The organism is Streptomyces sp. VRA16 Mangrove soil (assembly GCF_017377775.1).
GTDB lineage: Bacteria > Actinomycetota > Actinomycetes > Streptomycetales > Streptomycetaceae > Streptomyces.
In genome coordinates this window covers 53,734-69,427 of the sequence record NZ_JAFVLN010000003.1, presented here as the reverse complement: position 1 = coordinate 69,427, position 15,694 = coordinate 53,734, and the positions used below count along the sequence as shown (strand labels likewise).

Here is a 15,694-nt window from a genome sequence, read left to right as displayed (position 1 = left end):
GACTTCGGTAGCGGGGCGGTCCGCCGAAAGTAGCGGACCACGCCACGTCACGGACCGCTCGGCCCGCGCCCCGACAGCACCTCGCCGTACGCCTGCATCAGATCGGGCAGCCGCAGCGTCGCCAGATCGTCCCGGGACGGTTCCGTCAGATACCCGGTGAGCCGCAGGTCACGGTAGGCGCAGGACTTCTCGTACAGCGTCCGCAGAAAGCGTCCGTTGCCGAGCTCGTCGATCCAGCCCTGGTCGACGACGTGCCCGGCGATGGACCGCAGCTCCTCCAGGGCCTCCTCGTCCCACACGTCCCCGTTCTCCGCGGCGAGCACCTCGCCGATCGAGGTGAGTTCGAGGGGGCGGTACGAGGGGAAGTCGACCCGCGTCGTGAAGCGCGACGACAGTCCTGGGTTGGCGGCGAGCAGCCGGTCCATGCCCTCGGGGTAGCCGGCGAGGATCACCACCAGGTGGTCGCGGTTGTCCTCGGCCCGCTTCAGCAGCACCTGGAGCGCCTCGTCGCCGTACGCGTCGCCCTTGCCGTACCCGGAGTTGGAGAGCGCGTACGCCTCGTCGACGAAGAGCACCCCGCCCATCGCCGAGTCGATCAGCTCATTGGCCTTCACCGCGGTCTGGCCGAGGTACTCGCCGACCAGGTCGGCCCGCTGCGCCTCCACCAGATGGTCGCCGCCGAGCAGCCCGAGCGCGTAGAAGACCCGGCCGAGAATGCGGGCCACGGTGGTCTTTCCGGTGCCGGAGGGGCCGGAGAAGACGAAGTGTCGTTTCGGCGGCTGGACGGGCAGACCCTGCCCGGCGCGCAGCCGCGCCATGTTCAACTGGGCCGACAGCGCCTTCACCTGACGCTTCACCGGCTCCAGGCCGACCATCGACTCCAGCTCGGCGAGGGCCTCTTCGAGCAGCGCCGGATCGGCGGGCCCCGGCGGCAGCGGCGGCTCCACCGGCACCACGGCCTTCTCACGCACCATGTCCGGATCGTCCGGGGTGCCGCCGGGCGGCGGCAGATCGGGCTCGGAGACCTTCAGATCCCGCCCGTCGCTCGCGAAGAGCGGATCGACGGACTCGCCGCCCTCCGAACCGTCCTGATATCCCGTCAGCGACATCGGGGCGAGATCGGTGGCGTCCCCGAGGTCCCCGTACCCGTCTCCCTCGGTGATCGCCGCGAGCCGCGCCGAGGTGTCCATGAACGCGGGGTCGACCCGGTGCACCGCCCGGTACAGCGGCAGCGCCGCGGCCGAGCGGCCCGTGCCCTCGTGCGCCCGCGCCAGCCAGTACCGCAGCTCCTTGCGCTGCGGCTGCTCGCTGCGACAGCGCATCAGGGCCGAGGAGAGCAGCGGTTCGGCCTGGCCGTACATCTCCAGGCGCACCCGCGCCATCCCGCCGAAGAGCCCGGCCTCGATGCCGAGCATGGGATCGTCGACCAGCGGCTCCGTGTGCCGGACCAACTGCTCCCAGTCCTTGACCAGATAGGCCCGGCAGGCGTGCAGGAACCGCACCTGCGGATCCGCGTCCGCCGGCGGCAGCGTCGCCAACGCCCGGTCCAGGTCCGGGACATGGCGGCCGTCCAGCCAGTGCGAGGCGTGCGCCAGTAACAGATCGCGCGGGTGCTCCAGGACCGGCTGCACCCACCAGCCCAGCCAGTACCAGGAGTTGAGCGTGCGCCGGTGCCGACCGCGCTGCTCGCCGAAGCGGTCGCGGTGCCGGAACATCCGCAGCAGCGCCGTCGTCGTGTCGATGCGCAGCGCGTGCAGCCCGAGCCAGCCGTCGGCCATGCCCGGGTCCATCCGGACGGCGGCCCTGAACTCCTCCTCCGCCTGCGGATACGCGCCCATCGTGTAGGCGTCGACGCCTCGCAGCCAGGCGAGGTCGGCCGGGCCCGCCGGTGGTGCCCCAGTGCCGAAGTCCATCACGTCCCCCACAAGCCGTGCCCCCGATGAACCTGATCCGCCCTGAACCAAGCTGTCATGGACGGGAGTTGCCACGATGCGGACAGCGTGCCGTCCAGAGGCCGCACCGAGAGGCATCGTACCTGCGGGCACAGGGCGTGCCGAAGGGCGCAACAGGGTCGGATCGGGGCGGCACGGTGCGGCAGCGGGGGATTCGGCGCAGGTGAGCGCGGTGCCGGAGGGTGACTCAGGGTGAACGAAGAGCGCCTCGGAGCACCCTCGAAAGGGTGTTGAAGGCAGAACGAAGCCCCCGATCACGGGGGAACAACCGGGGGCTTCGCGTCTGCGGGCGGTCCCGAAAGGCCGCACATTGAGAACGTAAGTCCTGTACGGCCCCTGGGTCAAGCCGAGTTGGGGCACTCGCGGAAACTGGCGGAAGGCGCTTTCTGTTGGGTCAGCGCACCGCTGGCGGTTCCTCACGGTGAGTGATGAAGCCGGGATTCTGTGCGGTCCCAGCAGGTCCTTCGCGCATCTCGTATCCCTCCGGGCACTCTCTTACCAATTCCTTGGCGAACGGCCGCGAAGGATCCTCGGTGAAGTGCTTTCGTTCCGCCGGGATCCAGCCGTCCCAGAACGCTCGCTGCGCCTCTCCGTCCCGGCTGCGCCCGCGCTCCCACGCCGCCTCACGCGGCAGATCCATCCACACCAGTTCGGCGAGGAAGGGGCGCACGGCCCGGCGCCCGGCACCCACGCCCTCGACCAGGACCACCTCGGCGGGCGGCAGTTGGCGCGCCTCGCCGAACCGGCGGGCGTGCCAGTCGTACGTCTCGTAGCGCGCGGTCTCGCCGCGGGAGAGCGGATCGAGGACCTGGGCGCGCAGGCGTTCGGTCCACGCGAAGAGGGCGTCGTGGCTCGCGATGTCGTCGAGGTGCAGGACCGGTGCCCCGCCGAGCGCCCGCGCGAGGCGGTCCGCGAAGGTCGACTTGCCGGAGCCCGCGTGCCCGTCGACGCCGACGAGGCGGACCGGGCCGCAGAAGGGCGGCAGCCGGCGCAGCCGGTCGGCGTACTGGGCGAGGGGCACGTGCGAAGAGTCCACGGCCGCAAGGGTACGTCGCCGCCCGGATCGGTTTCGCCGACGCCGCCGCAGGTCATGCCAGTGGTGAAGACCAATATTGGTGGGCCGGGGTCACCCCGAAACGCTGGTGGAAATCCCGCTCCGGAAGCCATAGTTGGCGCACTGTTCCTCCAGGGACACACCCCGCGCGCCCGTCCCGTCCGACCTGTCCGATCCGTCCGTTCGCTTCGTTCCGTTCCGTTCCGTCGAAGCTGAAGCCGTTCACTCCGTTCGCTCCGTCGACAGGGGGTTCCTCCCGATGACCCGCCCCGACCGGCCGACTCCGGCCGCTTCCCCGTCTCGCAGAACCGTGCTCGCCGCGGCCGCGGGCGTCGCGCTCGCCGCCACTGCCGCCTCCGCCGTCCCCGCCGCGGCGGCCGCCCAGGGACTGGCCGCCGCCCGACTCGTGGACAACCGCGCCTGGACCACGTACACGGACTGGCGCTCCGGCACCCTCCGCGGCACCCGTGTCGTCGCCGGCGCCCGCCCCGCCGTCACCCTCGCCACCCCCGTCGGTACGACGACGTACACCGACCCGCACCTGAACAGGACGGCCGACTGGGAGTACGCGACCTGGACCTCCCCGGTCCACCGGCTCAGCGTGCCCGCGACCGAGGTCATCGCCTCCTGGAACGCGCACACCCCCGCCGGCACCTGGATCCAGGTCGAGCTCCAGGGCACGTACTCGGACGGCACGACGACGCCCTGGTACGTGATGGGCCGCTGGACCGCGGGCGACGACGAGACCGTCGACATCCGCCGCACCTCGGTCGACGACCAGAGCGACGGCAAGTCGAGCATCTGGACCGACACCTTCTCCATCGACGACGCCGCGTCGGGCCTGCGCCTCGTCTCGTACGCGCTGAAGCTCACCCTGCTGCGCACGCCCGGCACCAAGGCCGCGCCCACCGTCTGGCGGCTCGGCGCCATGGGCTCGGACATCCCCGACCGCTTCACCGTGCCGGCCTCCACCCCGGGGCTCGCCAAGGAGCTGCCGGTCCCGCGCTACTCGCAGGAGATCCACGCCGGCCAGTACCCGCAGTACGACAACGGCGGCGAGGCCTGGTGCAGCCCCACCTCCTCGCAGATGATCATCGAGTACTGGGGGCGGAAGCCCACGGCCCAGCAGCTCGCCTGGGTCGACCCGAGCTACGCCGACCCGCAGGTCTGCCTCGCGGCCCGCAACACGTTCGACTACCAGTACGAGGGCTGCGGCAACTGGCCGTTCAACGCGGCGTACGCGTCGACGTACAAGGACCTCCAGGGCGTCGTCACCCGGCTCGGCTCGCTCACCGACCTGGAGACGCTGATCGCGGCCGGCATCCCGGCCATAACGTCCCAGTCGTTCCTGAAGACCGAGCTGACCGGCGCCGGGTACGGCACCTCCGGGCACCTGATGACGGTCATCGGCTTCACCGCCGACGGCGACGTGATCGCCAATGACCCGGCCTCGCCGAGCGACGACGCCGTGCGCCGCGTCTACAAGCGCTCCGAGTGGGAAAACATCTGGCTCCGTACCAAGCGGTACAACGCCTCCGGCAAGGTCGTCTCCGGCACCGGCGGCGTCTGCTATCTGTACTTCCCGGCCCGTCCGACCCCGGCGCAGCGGCGCGCCCTCGCGGCGGTCGGAGTGCGCTAGCCGCACCGTGGAGAACCGGAGCACGGGGCCCTCGCGCGGTGCGTCCGCGAGGGCCCCTCGGCATCGGTCAGGAATCGAGAAGCGTCCGGGGGCCCGCCGCTCCTACCGTCGTATCCATGACTTCCATCGACTCCGTCATCATCGAGGCCGACGACACCGAGGCCGCCGCCCACTTCTACGCCAGCGCCTTCGGGCTCGGCCCCCAGGTGCGGGTGCAGCCCGCGGAGGAGGCCTCCGCCGGCTTCCGCGGGTTCACCCTCTCCCTCATCACCTCGCAGCCCGCCGACGTCGACGCCCTCTTCGAGGCCGCCGTCGCCGAGGGCGCCACGGCGATCAAGCCCGCCGCGAAGTCCCTGTGGGGCTACGGGGGCGTCGTCCAGGCGCCGGACGGGACGATCTGGCAGATCGCGTCCTCCTCGAAGAAGAACAAGGAGCCCGCGAGCAAGAAGGTCGACGACATCGTGCTGCTGCTGGGCGTCGCGGACATGGCGGAGAGCAAGAAGTTCTACGTCGGTCAGGGCGTGCCCGTGGCGAAGAGCTTCGGCAGCAAGTACGTCGAGTTCGAGGCCGGAGCGGGCGCCGTGAAGCTGGCCCTGTACAAGCGCCGCAACCTCGCCAAGGTCGCCGGTGTCGCGCCCGAGGGCAGCGGCTCGCACCGGATCGCCGTCGGGGGCGACGCCGGAGCCTTCACCGACCCGGACGGTTTCACCTGGGAAGCGCGAGTGCCCTCGGCGTGAGCAGGATGGAGCTCCCGATCCGACCCAGGAGGAGACGATGAGGTTCCGCAGCCAGGTCGAGCCCCCGGAACGCATGAAGGGGCTCGAAGTACCTGACGAGGTCGTCGACGCGCTCGGCGGCGGCAAGCGCCCGCCGATCGTCATCACGATCAACGGGCACACGTGGCGCAGCCGCATCGCGATCATGCGCGGCCGCAACCTCATCGGCCTCAGCCGGGCGAACCGGGAGGCCGCCGGCATCGAGACCGGTGAGGAGGTCGAGGTCGACCTGGCTCTCGACACCGAGCCGCGCACGGTGGAGGAGCCCGAGGACCTGGCCCGCGCCCTGGACGCGGACCCGGCCGCCCGCGCCGCCTGCGACCGCCTGTCCCCCAGCCGCAAACGGCAGACGGTCCTGGCCGTCGACAGCGCGAAGAAGCCGGAGACCCGACACCGCCGCATCGAAAAGACCCTGACCGACCTCCGCGAGGCCTGGGCCGTGTCGCACGACTGATCTTGTGGTGGGGTGATCTTGTGGTGGGGCTCTCATGCCTGCGAAAGGCATCAAAGCGGTCTCCAGCTGATGTGTCGACGCGGCTTTACAGGGGACCCGGTCGATGCCAACCGGTCACTGCAGTGCCCGGTCGCTCCCGGGCGGTCGGGCATCTGAAAGGAGTCACCTCATGGCCGACCTCACCGTTGCGCTGCACGTCCAGGTCAAGGCCCTGCCCGGCAAGGAGGAAGAGGTCGCCTCCTTTCTCCGCGAGGGCCTTGCCATCGTGCTGGAGGAGCCCGACACCGTGGCCTGGTTCGCCGTACGCCTGAGCCCGTCCACCTTCGCCATCTTCGACGCTTTCCCCGACGACGACGCACGCCAGGCCCACCTCGCCGGCCGCCTGGGCAGCGCCCTGATGGAGCGAGCCGGAGAACTGTTCGCCCAGCCCCCTTCCGTCGAGCGTCTCGACGTCCTCGCCCACAAACTCCCCTGAAGAACAGGCGGCGCCCTTGACCCGCCACCACGGCCCACACACTCGGCAAGCGGGCGGCCCCGGCCGACAGCCTGCGAGGCGCTCGTTGAACCTCCCCCCTCGCTTGGGCGACGGAGCAAGTGAGGCGACGAGCGGCACCTGGCTGCGCCCTCGGCCGCATCCGTCCTGACCAGCGCCGGGAGTGCCCCGAAGCCTCGGGCGGCCGGCCGCCCCGTCCCGCCCCGCCTTGGGCAATCTGCCGTCGTGGGCGGCAGGGCGGGCAAGGCGGCACCCCGGCCCGGGGCGGGCGCTCCAGCCGGCCTTCAGCCCGGTCCCGACCGCACTGTCGCCGGGTGCACGCCAGGCGGGGCCGGTCGCGCGGTTCCCCGCGTCCCTGGCGGGGCTGGTCCCGGCCCCGCCGGCCGAGACCCAGGACCTCAGCCAGTCACCACCGGATTCACCACCCAGTCCGGATGCCCCGGCATCGCCGGCGTCGATCCTCCGTACAACCACGGCCGCAAGAACCCGGAAAGATCCCGCCCCGCCACCCGCGAGGCGACCGCGATGTAGTCGGCCGTCGACGCCGTCCTCCCCGAGTACCGCCCGATCCAGGCCCGCTCGATCTTCTGGAACGTGCCCGCACCGACCTCCTCCCGCAACGCGTACAGCACCAGCGCCGACCCGTCGTACCGCATCCGCTTGAACAGATTCGGCTCGGTGGGCTCGGCCGGAGCCCCGTAGTCGTGCCGCCACTGATCATGGTTCTCGTACGCCGTCTTCATCGCGGCCTCGAAACTGTCCCCGCCGTGCTCCTCGGAGTACATCCGCTCGTAGAAGCGGGCGTGCCCCTCACTCAGCCACAGATCGGACCAGCGGGCGATGCCGACGCTGTCGCCGAGCCACTGATGGACCAGCTCATGCACCATGTTGCGCTCGGCGTCGACCTTGGTGCCCAGCAGATCGGCCTTGGGAAGCAGCGACAGGGTCTGCGTCTCCAGGGCGACACCGAGATCGGTGTCGCCGACGAGGACCCCGTACCGGTTGAAGGGGTAGGGGCCCAACTTCTGTTCCAGCCACGCCAGATGATCAGGCGTCAGATCGCGGTACTGCTTCGTCGGCGCGACCAGATCGTCCGGCACCACATCGCGCAGCGGCAGCCCGCCGGGCCCCTTGCTGTCGATCAACCGGAACTTCCCGATGGCCAGTTGGGCCAGCTGCGTGGCCACCGGCTGCTCCGAGTCGTACGTCCAGCGCACCCGCCCGCCGGGCTGCGCGGTGCGGTCCACCAGCCTGCCGTTGGCGACGGCCGTGAGATCGCCGGGCGTCGTGACCCGGAAGGTGATCGGGGCCCGCCGGCTGGGATGGTCGTCCGAGGGGAAGATCATCTTCGCGCCGTTGGGCTGCGGGTAGAGCACCGTCCCGTCCGGGGTCGGTATCCAGCCGTAGTCCTCGATGGCGTCGTCACGATGGCGCACCTGGGTCGGATCGGCGGTGTACCCCACCTTCACCGTGAACGAACTGCCCTTGGGTATGGGGGACTTGGGCGTGACGATCAGCTCGTCGCCGTCGCGCGAGGTCTGCGCCGCGCGGCCGTCGACGGTGACCGTGTGCAGCTCGTTGCCCGCGAAGTCGAGGTTGAAGCGGGACAGCGCCTGGGTGGCGGTGGCGCGGATGGTGGTCGACGCCGCGAACGGCGTTCTCGGTGCCTGCCAGTCGAAGTCCAGCGTGTAGTGCCGGACCGTGTAGCCGCCGTTCCCGTCGAGCGGGAAGAGCGGATCGCCCAGCCCCGGCGCGCCGGGGCTGGGGGTGTCGGCGGTGTCGGCGGCCCGGGAGACGGCCGCGGGACCGGTGAGCGCGGCGACGACGGTGATCGCGGCGGCGAGGGTGAGTCGGGTGCTGCGGTGGGACGGCCGGTACGTGCGCATCGGGATCCTCCGGGCGGACGGACGGAACGTGCTCCTGGCGCGCCGCGCGAAGCGGCTCTGTAGAGGACTCACAGGATTCCGGGTCGGTTGTGCGTGACCAAGGTCTCGGTCGAAACCGGTCGCTGCGATGGCATGGTGGAGAAGGCGACGGAGGGGATCCGGTCGCCTTCGGGGGGAATCCTGTCCCGAGCGCGTGCCCGGCCACGTGCCTGATCCGAACCCAGCGAGACGCCCATGACCGCCAGCTCCACCACCAGCGCGCCCGCCTCCGCCTCCGTGTCGGCGGCCCTCGCGTCCCTCGTCACCCGCGCCCGCACCGGCGGCCCGAAGGATGACGGTCCGAAGGTGCTCGAGCACGTCCTGGGCTGGACCTTCGTCGTCGTCCTCGCGATGTTCGTCACACAGCTCGGCTGGATGTGAGCTGAGTCACCCGGCTCGGTGTCATACTGCGGAGTCCGCCGCAGTCGGAGACCAGGGCCGGAATTGAATCTCAGTGAACAGCGGGCGCGCGGTACCGACCGCTCTGTCGCCCGCCGCACCGAACTCATCGCCATCGGACGGAAGTTGTTCGCCGACACGTCCTACGACGCACTGTCGATGGACGACATCGCCCGGCAAGCGGGCGTCGCCAAGGGGCTGATCTACTACTACTTCAAGTCCAAGCGCGGCTACTACCTCGCGATCATCGAGGACTCCGTCGGAGACCTCGTCGACCGGGCCAGCAGCTCGGTCGAGCTCGACCCGGTCGAGCGCGTCCACCGCACCGTCGACGGCTATCTGCGCTATGCCGAGTGCCACCAGGCCGCGTACCGCGCGATCATCACGGGCGGCGTGGGCTTCGACGCCGAGGTGCAGGCCATACGAGACGGCGTGCGCGAGGTGATGATCGAGACGATCGCCCGGGGCGCGTACGGAACGCCGCGGGTGCCGCCGGTCGCCAGGCTCGCACTGCTCGGCTGGCTGTGCGGGGTGGAGGGCGCCACGCTCGACTGGATCGGCCGCCCCGACCTCGAACGGGACACCGTCAGAGAGCTGTTGGTGCGGCTGCTCGGTGAAACCCTGCGCGTGATCGAGGAGTTCGCCCCGTCGTGCCCGGCGCCGCCGCGGACACCGTGAACGTACGCGGTGAAGCGTGCGCGCGGTGCAGGTACGCGCGTGAGGGCGGGCCCGGCACCGGACCCGCCCGACAGCCTCGCGATACGCGCTAGTCGATGGCCTTGATCAGCTCACCGTCCGACGTGTCACCGGACAACTCCCAGAAGAAGGTGCCGCCCAGACCCTGCTGGTTCTTGTAGTTCATCTTCCCCGCGATGGTCTGCGGGGTGTCGTAGCTCCACCAGTTGTTGCCGCAGTACGCGTACGCGGTCCCGCCGACCGTGCCCGTCGCCGGACACGTGGACTTCAGCTCCTTGTAGTCGTCGATGCCCTGCTCGTACGTGCCGGCCGCGGGTCCGGTCGCCGTGCCGCCCGGCGCCGCCTGCGTGACCCCGGTCCAGCCGCGCCCGTAGAAGCCGATGCCGAGCAGCAGCTTGGACGCCGGGACGCCCATCGCCTTCAGCTTGGCGATCGTCGCCTCCGCGTTGTACGCGGCCTTCGGTATGCCGTCGTACGAGGTCAGCGGCGAGTGCGGGGCCGTCGGCCCCTGCGCGTCCCAGGCGCCGAAGTAGTCGTACGTCATCGGGTTGTACCAGTCGACGTACTGGGCGGCGCCCGCGTAGTCGGCGGCGTCCAGCTTGCCGCCGTCGGAGGCGTCGGCCGCGATGGCGGAGGTGACCAGGGCGTCGCTGCCGAACTTCGAGCGCAGCGCCGCCATCACGTTCTTGTACGCCTCGGACCCGCTGGTGTCACAGCTGAGCCCGCAGGCGTTCGGGTACTCCCAGTCGATGTCGATGCCGTCGAAGAGCCCGGCCCACTTGGAGTTCTCGACCAGGTCGTAGCAGGACTGGGCGAACGCGGCCGGGTCCTTCGCGGCCTCGCCGAACCCGCCGGACCAGGTCCAGCCGCCGAACGACCAGAGGATCTTGAGGTTCGGGTGCAGCTTCTTCAGCTTGAGGAGCTGGTTGAAGTTGCCGCGCAGCGGCTGGTCCCAGGTGTCGGCGACCCCGTCCACGGACTGGTCCGCCGTGTACGCCTTGTCGGTCGCGGCGTAGGAGTCGCCCATGGCGCACTTGCCGCCGGTGACGTTGCCGAAGGCGTAGTTGATGTGTGTCAGCCTGTCGGCGGACCCGGACGTCTCGACGTTCTTGACGTGGTAGTTCCGGTCGTAGACACCCCATTCGGTGAAGTATCCGACGACCTTCGAGCCGGCCGCCGCTTCCTGGGAGCCGAGCTGCGGCTGGGCCGTCGCGGTGCCCGCGGAGGCGAGCAGTCCGGCGCCGAGGACGGCGCAGCACGCCGCTGCGGCGAGCCCTTTGAGGCGTGCGTGGGGGAGGTGCGGTCTGCGCATCGTGTCTCCTCGTGGGGGAGGGGGACATGGGGGGATGGTGCTGGACCTGCGGACAGGACAGTAGGAGGACTAGACCAGTGAGGTCAATGGTCCGAACCAATTTCCTCGGTTTCCGCACACGTCCCGTCCGCCCCGAGAAAAACTTGGAGTAAGCGGTCGTTAACTAGTGACGCGAGGCTCCGGATCGGGAATACTCAACACGCCGCAGCCGCTGGTCAGCCGCTTTCGAGACCCGGAAGGGCAGCATCGGCTCGGTAGTGACCACCCGGTGGCGAAGCCCGACCCCGTGCCGCCACCGCAGCGCCCGCCAGGGAGGAGAGCGTCGCCATGCCGGAGCCAGGAGTAGAGCGTCAGCTGCCGACGGACGAAGCTCAGGATCTGCTGCGGCTCGTCCGTGACATCGCGCAGCGCGAGATCGCGCCGAGCGCGGCCGAGGACGAGGAAGCGGGCCGCTTCCCGCGCGAGACATTCGCGCTGCTGTCCTCCTCGGGACTGCTCGGACTGCCCTACGACTCCGAGTTCGGCGGCGGTGACCAGCCGTACGAGGTCTACCTCCAGGTACTGGAGGAGCTCGCGGCCGCCCGGCTCACGGTCGGGCTCGGCGTCAGCGTCCACTCGCTGGCCTGCCACGCACTCGCCAACTTCGGTACGAAGCAGCAGCGTTCGGAGCTGCTGCCCGACATGCTCGGCGGCGGCCTGCTCGGAGCGTACTGCCTCTCCGAGCCCTCGTCCGGCTCGGACGCCGCCTCGCTGCGTACGAAGGCGCTGCGGGACGGCGACGACTGGGTGCTGACGGGGACCAAGGCGTGGATCACCCACGGCGGCGTCGCCGACTTCTACACGGTGCTCGCCCGCACCGGCGGCGAGGGCGCGCACGGCATCACGGCGTTCCTGGTGCCGGGTGACGCGGCGGGCCTGAGCGCGGCCGCCCCGGAGAAGAAGATGGGCATGAAGGGCTCGCCCACGGCCCAGATCCACTTCGACGGAGTGCGCGTCCCGGACGCGCGGCGGATCGGGGACGAGGGGCAGGGCTTCCAGATCGCGCTGTCCGCGCTCGACTCCGGCCGGCTCGGCATCGCGGCCTGCGCGGTCGGCGTGGCCCAGGCCGCCCTCGACGAGGCGGTGTCGTACGCGAAGGGCCGTTCGCAGTTCGGCCGCCCCATCGCTGACTTCCAGGGGCTGCGCTTCATGCTCGCGGACATGGCGACGCAGATAGAGGCGGGCCGCGCCCTGTACCTCTCGGCGGCCCGGCTGCGGGACGCCGGCCGGCCGTTCTCCAAGCAGGCGGCCATGGCGAAGCTGCTGTGCACCGACGCCGCGATGAAGGTCACCACGGACGCGGTCCAGATCCTCGGCGGGTACGGCTACACGGCCGACTTCCCGGCCGAGCGCCTGATGCGCGAGGCGAAGGTGCTGCAGATCGTCGAGGGCACCAATCAGATCCAGCGCATGGTCATCGCCCGTCACCTCGCGGGACCTGAGTCCCGCTGAGCATGCTGAACTGGCCGGTGCGCACGGTGGGCGCCACGAGTCGCACCCACTCGGGGTCGTGCCGGCCGGGCAGCGTCTTGCCGCGGTCGGCCCAACTCGCGATCAGCGCACGGTAGATGGGCGGGTCCGGGTGGTGCGCGGACGTCGAGGTGTGGACGCGCGGCGGCGGCGTCAGCTGATGCACCGGGTGCGCTTGAGGCACTGGCTGCATCTGTGAAGCCTGGTACATCTGTGCCGCCTGGTGCATCTGCGGCGACTGATGTGGCTGAAGCGATTGCTGAGAGTGCTGCGGCTGATGCGTCTGTTGCTGCTGATGCGTCTGCTGAGCCTGGTGTGCCTGATGCGTCTGCTGCTGCTGATGATGAACCGATTCTGCGGTAACAGGGACGAGAATGCGCCTGCGTCGGCCGGTGGGCGCAGAGGCCGGGGTCTCCGTCGGGGTCATGCCAGCTCAACGTTCGGGGACCGCTCAGGTCACGTGTTGACGCATTCGAGCGTCAGTTCACGACATAACCGTACCTCGGGCCGGCCCGGGTCGAACGGCTGGTCAAGCATCGCCATCTGACGTACCGTCAATTCCCTTCCGGGCAGGGCCTGAACAGGGAGGGACGCCGTGACGGACGACGAACGCCCGGTAGCGCTCGACGAGTACCCGATCCACCAGGTGCCGCTGTCGATGAAGCATGTGGCGACCGGTGACCGCAACGCCTACGACCGCTGCATCTTCCACCTCGTCGACCCCACGGGCCGCTTCCTGCTCATCCTGGGCCTCGGCGTCTACCCGAACCTCGGCGTCATCGACGCCTACGCCACGCTCCGCACGGGCGACACCCTGTACGCGGTCCGCGCCTCGGACGCCCTCGCCGACGACCAGCGGATGCGGATGGAGGTCGGCCCGCTGCGCATCCTGGTCGAGCGCCCGCTGCGCGACTTCGTCCTGTCCTGCGCCGCCGACCGCGACGACCCCGACGGGCTCTCGTACGAGATGAACTGGCAGGCCGACTTCCCCGCCCTCTGGGAGCCGCACCACACCCAACGAAGGGGCGGTCGGCTGACCTTGGAGGGCAAGCGGTTCGTGCAGGCCGGCCATGTCGCCGGGCGGCTGCGGATCGGCGGCCGCGACATCGACGTACGAGGCTGGACCGGCACCCGCGACCGCAGCTGGGGCGTGCGCCCGGTGCCCGGAGAGGAGGGCGGCCGGCTCGCGCAGGAGCACCCCACCGAGGGCTTCCACTGGATCTGGGCCCCGGTCCGCTTCGACGACCGCTTCCTCATGGTCGTCACCCAGGAGGACGCCGACGGGTACCGCACCCTCAACGACGCGACCCTGGTCCGCGCGGGCCACCGGGACCGTCAACTCGGCTGGCCCCGGGCCGACATCAGCTACCGGCCCGGCACCCGCCACCCCGAGAGCGCGGTCATCCACCTCACCGACCCGGTCGACCGCAAACCCCTCGAACTCGGCGTCGAGGTCCTCGCCTCGTCGCCGCTCGCGATCGGCGCGGGCTACCCGCCGGCCGACGACTGGCAGCACGGCACCTGGCAGGGCCCCGGCTGGACCGACCGGCGTCGCTACGACCTCTCCGACCCGTCCGCGCACCCGCTCGCCGGGTACGGGGTGATCGACCACGCGGCCCGCTTCACCCTCGACGGGCAGGTCGGCCACGGCATCTTCGAGCACGGCAGCTTCGGCCGGCACGATCCGAGCGGCTTCGCGGGCTTCGACTCGGTCGCGCCACCCCGTTCGTAACCAGCCCTTGGAGACAGGGAGTTCGACGATGGCGACAGCGCCCCGCCCGCGTACCTCCACCCGTGAACCCGAAGAGCTGGCCCGCCGATTGACCGCATGGCTCGGCGGCCGGCTGCCCGGCGCCAAGGCGGTGAACGTCACCGTCCCCGCGTCCAACGGCATGTCCAGCGAGACGCTGCTCTTCGACATCGAGCACCCCGAACCGCCGGTGCGCTCCTGCGCGTTGCGGCTGGCGGCGGACCCGTCCGCGTACACGATCTTCCCGGTGTACGACATGCCGCGGCAGTACCGCACGATGCGCCTCGCCGCCGAGCGCAGCGGGATCCCGGTGCCGCGCGTGCTGTGGCTGGAGGAGGACCCGGGCCCGCTGGGCGCCCCGTTCTTCGTCATGGAGCGGGTCGAGGGGCGGGTGCCGCCCGACGTCATGCCGTACACGTACGAGGGCAACTGGCTGCACGCCGCGGACGACGCGGAGCGCGAGCGCCTGGAGGACGCGAGCATCCGGATCATCGCCCGGCTGCACGACGGGGTCCCGGCGGCCGAGGCGGAGTTCCTCGCCGAGCCCGGCGGGGGCAGCCCGCTGCGCCGCCACGTCACCGCCCAACGCGCCTACTACGACTGGGTGGTGACCGGACTCGCCCGCTCACCGCTGATCGAGAGCGCCTTCGAGCGCCTGGAGGAGCTGTGGCCGGCGGAGGAGAGCGAAGCGGTCCTCAACTGGGGCGACGCCCGGATCGGCAACATCGTCTACGACGGCTTCGAACCCGCCGCCGTGCTCGACTGGGAGATGGCGGCGCTCGCACCGCGCGAGGTCGACCTCGGCTGGACGGTCTATCTGCACCGCTTCTTCCAGGACCTCACGGAGAGCTTCGGACAGGCCGGACTGCCCGCCTTCCTGCGCCGCGACCGCATCGAGGAACGGTACGCCCGGCTGACCGGGCACACCCCGCGCGACATGGACTTCTACACGCTGTACGCCGCCCTGCGGCACGCGGTCGTGATGCTCAGGGTCGCCTACCGCCAGGCACACTTCGGCGAGGTCGCCGTGCCCGCGGACCCGGACACACTGATCCTGCACCACGGCAGTCTGCGCGCCATGGTGCAGGGCAGTTACTGGGAGAACGTGCGCTAGTTCAGGCGGCGCTGCGGCCCGCCTGACGGGGGACCTGGATCGGACGCGATCCGGGGCCGCCCACGTGCGAGAACGGCTGGGTGCGCCAGTCGAGTCCCTGGGGGAGCGTCAACAGCAGCGCGGTGTCCTGCTCCTGGGTGCCCGTCATGTCGTCGGCGGGGCGGGCCTCGGTGGCCGCGCGCCCGGTGCCCGCGCAGACGGAGAGCCCGAACGGGTTCCACTGCGAGGTCACATGGGCGTGCTCGGGCAGTACGTCCTCGTCGGCGAGGAGCGCGATGGGCTGGGCGCAGTCCGGGCAGATCACCCGGTACATCTCGAAAGTGTCGTACGCGTCGAACTCGTCGCTGTCGAAGGCGTCGGGTTCGACACCCTCCGGCTGGGGCTCGACGACGGCCTGCTTGCGGTTGCCGCGCACGGCAGGGCGTCCGGGACGCTTCACACTCTGCATGGGATTCTCCCCCTCGGGTGGGCCGGCCGCTGATGTCCATGGGGTGCGGCCTCGACCACAGCAAGCACTTCCCGTCCTGTGACCGGGGTAATCGCGCCATGCCCCAGGACACGGTTCGAAGGGTGTGGTCTTCGTCACATGCCGATTGCAGGTGCCGGGAGCGCGGTAAACGA

Annotated in this window: 15 protein-coding genes; 9 read left to right on the top strand and 6 right to left on the bottom strand. The window is 70.7% G+C overall.

Translation table 11 applies throughout. From position 1 onward, the window contains the following. Positions 1-47: 47 nt before the first annotated feature. Both J3486_RS09655 and J3486_RS09650 read right to left on the bottom strand, forming a co-directional pair. Positions 48-1,913: an AAA family ATPase gene (locus J3486_RS09655; RefSeq protein ID WP_207819790.1), complete on the bottom strand. Its 1,866-nt coding sequence runs from the start codon at positions 1,911-1,913 to the stop codon at positions 48-50. A gap of 433 nt (positions 1,914-2,346) precedes the next feature. After that, positions 2,347-2,988, bottom strand: coding sequence for an AAA family ATPase (locus J3486_RS09650; RefSeq protein ID WP_307804756.1), 642 nt, complete (start codon positions 2,986-2,988; stop codon positions 2,347-2,349). A gap of 277 nt (positions 2,989-3,265) precedes the next feature. Here J3486_RS09650 and J3486_RS09645 point away from each other — a divergent pair, with 277 nt between their 5' ends. From J3486_RS09645 to J3486_RS09630, 4 genes are all read left to right on the top strand, one after another. Then, positions 3,266-4,645, top strand: coding sequence for a peptidase C39 family protein (locus tag J3486_RS09645; protein ID WP_207819789.1), 1,380 nt, complete (start codon positions 3,266-3,268; stop codon positions 4,643-4,645). Between the two features lie 116 nt (positions 4,646-4,761). Beyond that, entirely contained in the window at positions 4,762-5,382 is a 621-nt protein-coding gene (locus J3486_RS09640; protein WP_207819788.1) for a glyoxalase, read from the top strand. A gap of 37 nt (positions 5,383-5,419) precedes the next feature. Next, on the top strand, positions 5,420-5,875 hold the full coding sequence (locus J3486_RS09635) for a YdeI/OmpD-associated family protein (RefSeq protein ID WP_207819787.1): 456 nt from the start codon (positions 5,420-5,422) through the stop codon (positions 5,873-5,875). 169 nt (positions 5,876-6,044) lie between these two features. Continuing rightward, positions 6,045-6,350: a putative quinol monooxygenase gene (locus tag J3486_RS09630; protein ID WP_207819786.1), complete on the top strand. Its 306-nt coding sequence runs from the start codon at positions 6,045-6,047 to the stop codon at positions 6,348-6,350. Between the two features lie 416 nt (positions 6,351-6,766). Here J3486_RS09630 and J3486_RS09625 read toward each other — a convergent pair whose 3' ends face one another. Next, positions 6,767-8,254 carry a M1 family metallopeptidase gene (locus tag J3486_RS09625; RefSeq protein WP_207819785.1) on the bottom strand — a complete coding sequence of 496 codons (1,488 nt, stop codon included), beginning with the start codon at positions 8,252-8,254 and terminating at the stop codon, positions 6,767-6,769. A 234-nt stretch (positions 8,255-8,488) separates the two neighbouring features. Between J3486_RS09625 and J3486_RS09620 the strand changes: the two genes are divergently transcribed. Beyond that, positions 8,489-8,674 (top strand): SCO1431 family membrane protein, encoded by a 186-nt coding sequence (locus J3486_RS09620; RefSeq protein ID WP_207819784.1) that lies wholly within the window; start codon positions 8,489-8,491, stop codon positions 8,672-8,674. 63 nt (positions 8,675-8,737) lie between these two features. Continuing rightward, entirely contained in the window at positions 8,738-9,370 is a 633-nt protein-coding gene (locus J3486_RS09615; protein WP_207819783.1) for a TetR/AcrR family transcriptional regulator, read from the top strand. An 88-nt stretch (positions 9,371-9,458) separates the two neighbouring features. Here J3486_RS09615 and J3486_RS09610 read toward each other — a convergent pair whose 3' ends face one another. Next, complete coding sequence (locus tag J3486_RS09610; protein WP_207819782.1) at positions 9,459-10,700, bottom strand: glycoside hydrolase family 18 protein; 1,242 nt, start codon at positions 10,698-10,700, stop codon at positions 9,459-9,461. A 327-nt stretch (positions 10,701-11,027) separates the two neighbouring features. Here J3486_RS09610 and J3486_RS09605 point away from each other — a divergent pair, with 327 nt between their 5' ends. Further along, positions 11,028-12,191, top strand: coding sequence for an acyl-CoA dehydrogenase family protein (locus tag J3486_RS09605; RefSeq protein ID WP_207819781.1), 1,164 nt, complete (start codon positions 11,028-11,030; stop codon positions 12,189-12,191). Here the strand turns inward: J3486_RS09605 and J3486_RS09600 are convergent. Next, complete coding sequence (locus tag J3486_RS09600) at positions 12,154-12,375, bottom strand: hypothetical protein (protein ID WP_374194710.1); 222 nt, start codon at positions 12,373-12,375, stop codon at positions 12,154-12,156. The genes J3486_RS09605 and J3486_RS09600 overlap by 38 nt on opposite strands. Before the next feature lie 429 nt (positions 12,376-12,804). Here J3486_RS09600 and J3486_RS09595 point away from each other — a divergent pair, with 429 nt between their 5' ends. Both J3486_RS09595 and J3486_RS09590 read left to right on the top strand, forming a co-directional pair. Further along, positions 12,805-13,941: a hypothetical protein gene (locus J3486_RS09595; RefSeq protein ID WP_207819780.1), complete on the top strand. Its 1,137-nt coding sequence runs from the start codon at positions 12,805-12,807 to the stop codon at positions 13,939-13,941. A 28-nt stretch (positions 13,942-13,969) separates the two neighbouring features. Continuing rightward, positions 13,970-15,073 (top strand): phosphotransferase family protein, encoded by a 1,104-nt coding sequence (locus tag J3486_RS09590; RefSeq protein WP_207819779.1) that lies wholly within the window; start codon positions 13,970-13,972, stop codon positions 15,071-15,073. Position 15,074: 1 nt separating this feature from the next. On the opposite strand, the gene J3486_RS09585 is transcribed toward J3486_RS09590, so the two are convergent. Further along, positions 15,075-15,521: a hypothetical protein gene (locus J3486_RS09585; RefSeq protein WP_207819778.1), complete on the bottom strand. Its 447-nt coding sequence runs from the start codon at positions 15,519-15,521 to the stop codon at positions 15,075-15,077. Positions 15,522-15,694: the final 173 nt, after the last annotated feature.

Coding starts and splice junctions, on each gene's coding strand:
- J3486_RS09655 (WP_207819790.1), bottom strand. CDS start 1,913: ATGGACTTCGGCACTGGGGCACCACCGGCGGGCCCGGCCGACCTCGCC.
- J3486_RS09645 (WP_207819789.1), top strand. CDS start 3,266: ATGACCCGCCCCGACCGGCCGACTCCGGCCGCTTCCCCGTCTCGCAGA.
- J3486_RS09640 (WP_207819788.1), top strand. CDS start 4,762: ATGACTTCCATCGACTCCGTCATCATCGAGGCCGACGACACCGAGGCC.
- J3486_RS09635 (WP_207819787.1), top strand. CDS start 5,420: ATGAGGTTCCGCAGCCAGGTCGAGCCCCCGGAACGCATGAAGGGGCTC.
- J3486_RS09630 (WP_207819786.1), top strand. CDS start 6,045: ATGGCCGACCTCACCGTTGCGCTGCACGTCCAGGTCAAGGCCCTGCCC.
- J3486_RS09625 (WP_207819785.1), bottom strand. CDS start 8,254: ATGCGCACGTACCGGCCGTCCCACCGCAGCACCCGACTCACCCTCGCC.
- J3486_RS09620 (WP_207819784.1), top strand. CDS start 8,489: ATGACCGCCAGCTCCACCACCAGCGCGCCCGCCTCCGCCTCCGTGTCG.
- J3486_RS09610 (WP_207819782.1), bottom strand. CDS start 10,700: ATGCGCAGACCGCACCTCCCCCACGCACGCCTCAAAGGGCTCGCCGCA.
- J3486_RS09605 (WP_207819781.1), top strand. CDS start 11,028: ATGCCGGAGCCAGGAGTAGAGCGTCAGCTGCCGACGGACGAAGCTCAG.
- J3486_RS09590 (WP_207819779.1), top strand. CDS start 13,970: ATGGCGACAGCGCCCCGCCCGCGTACCTCCACCCGTGAACCCGAAGAG.
- J3486_RS09585 (WP_207819778.1), bottom strand. CDS start 15,521: ATGCAGAGTGTGAAGCGTCCCGGACGCCCTGCCGTGCGCGGCAACCGC.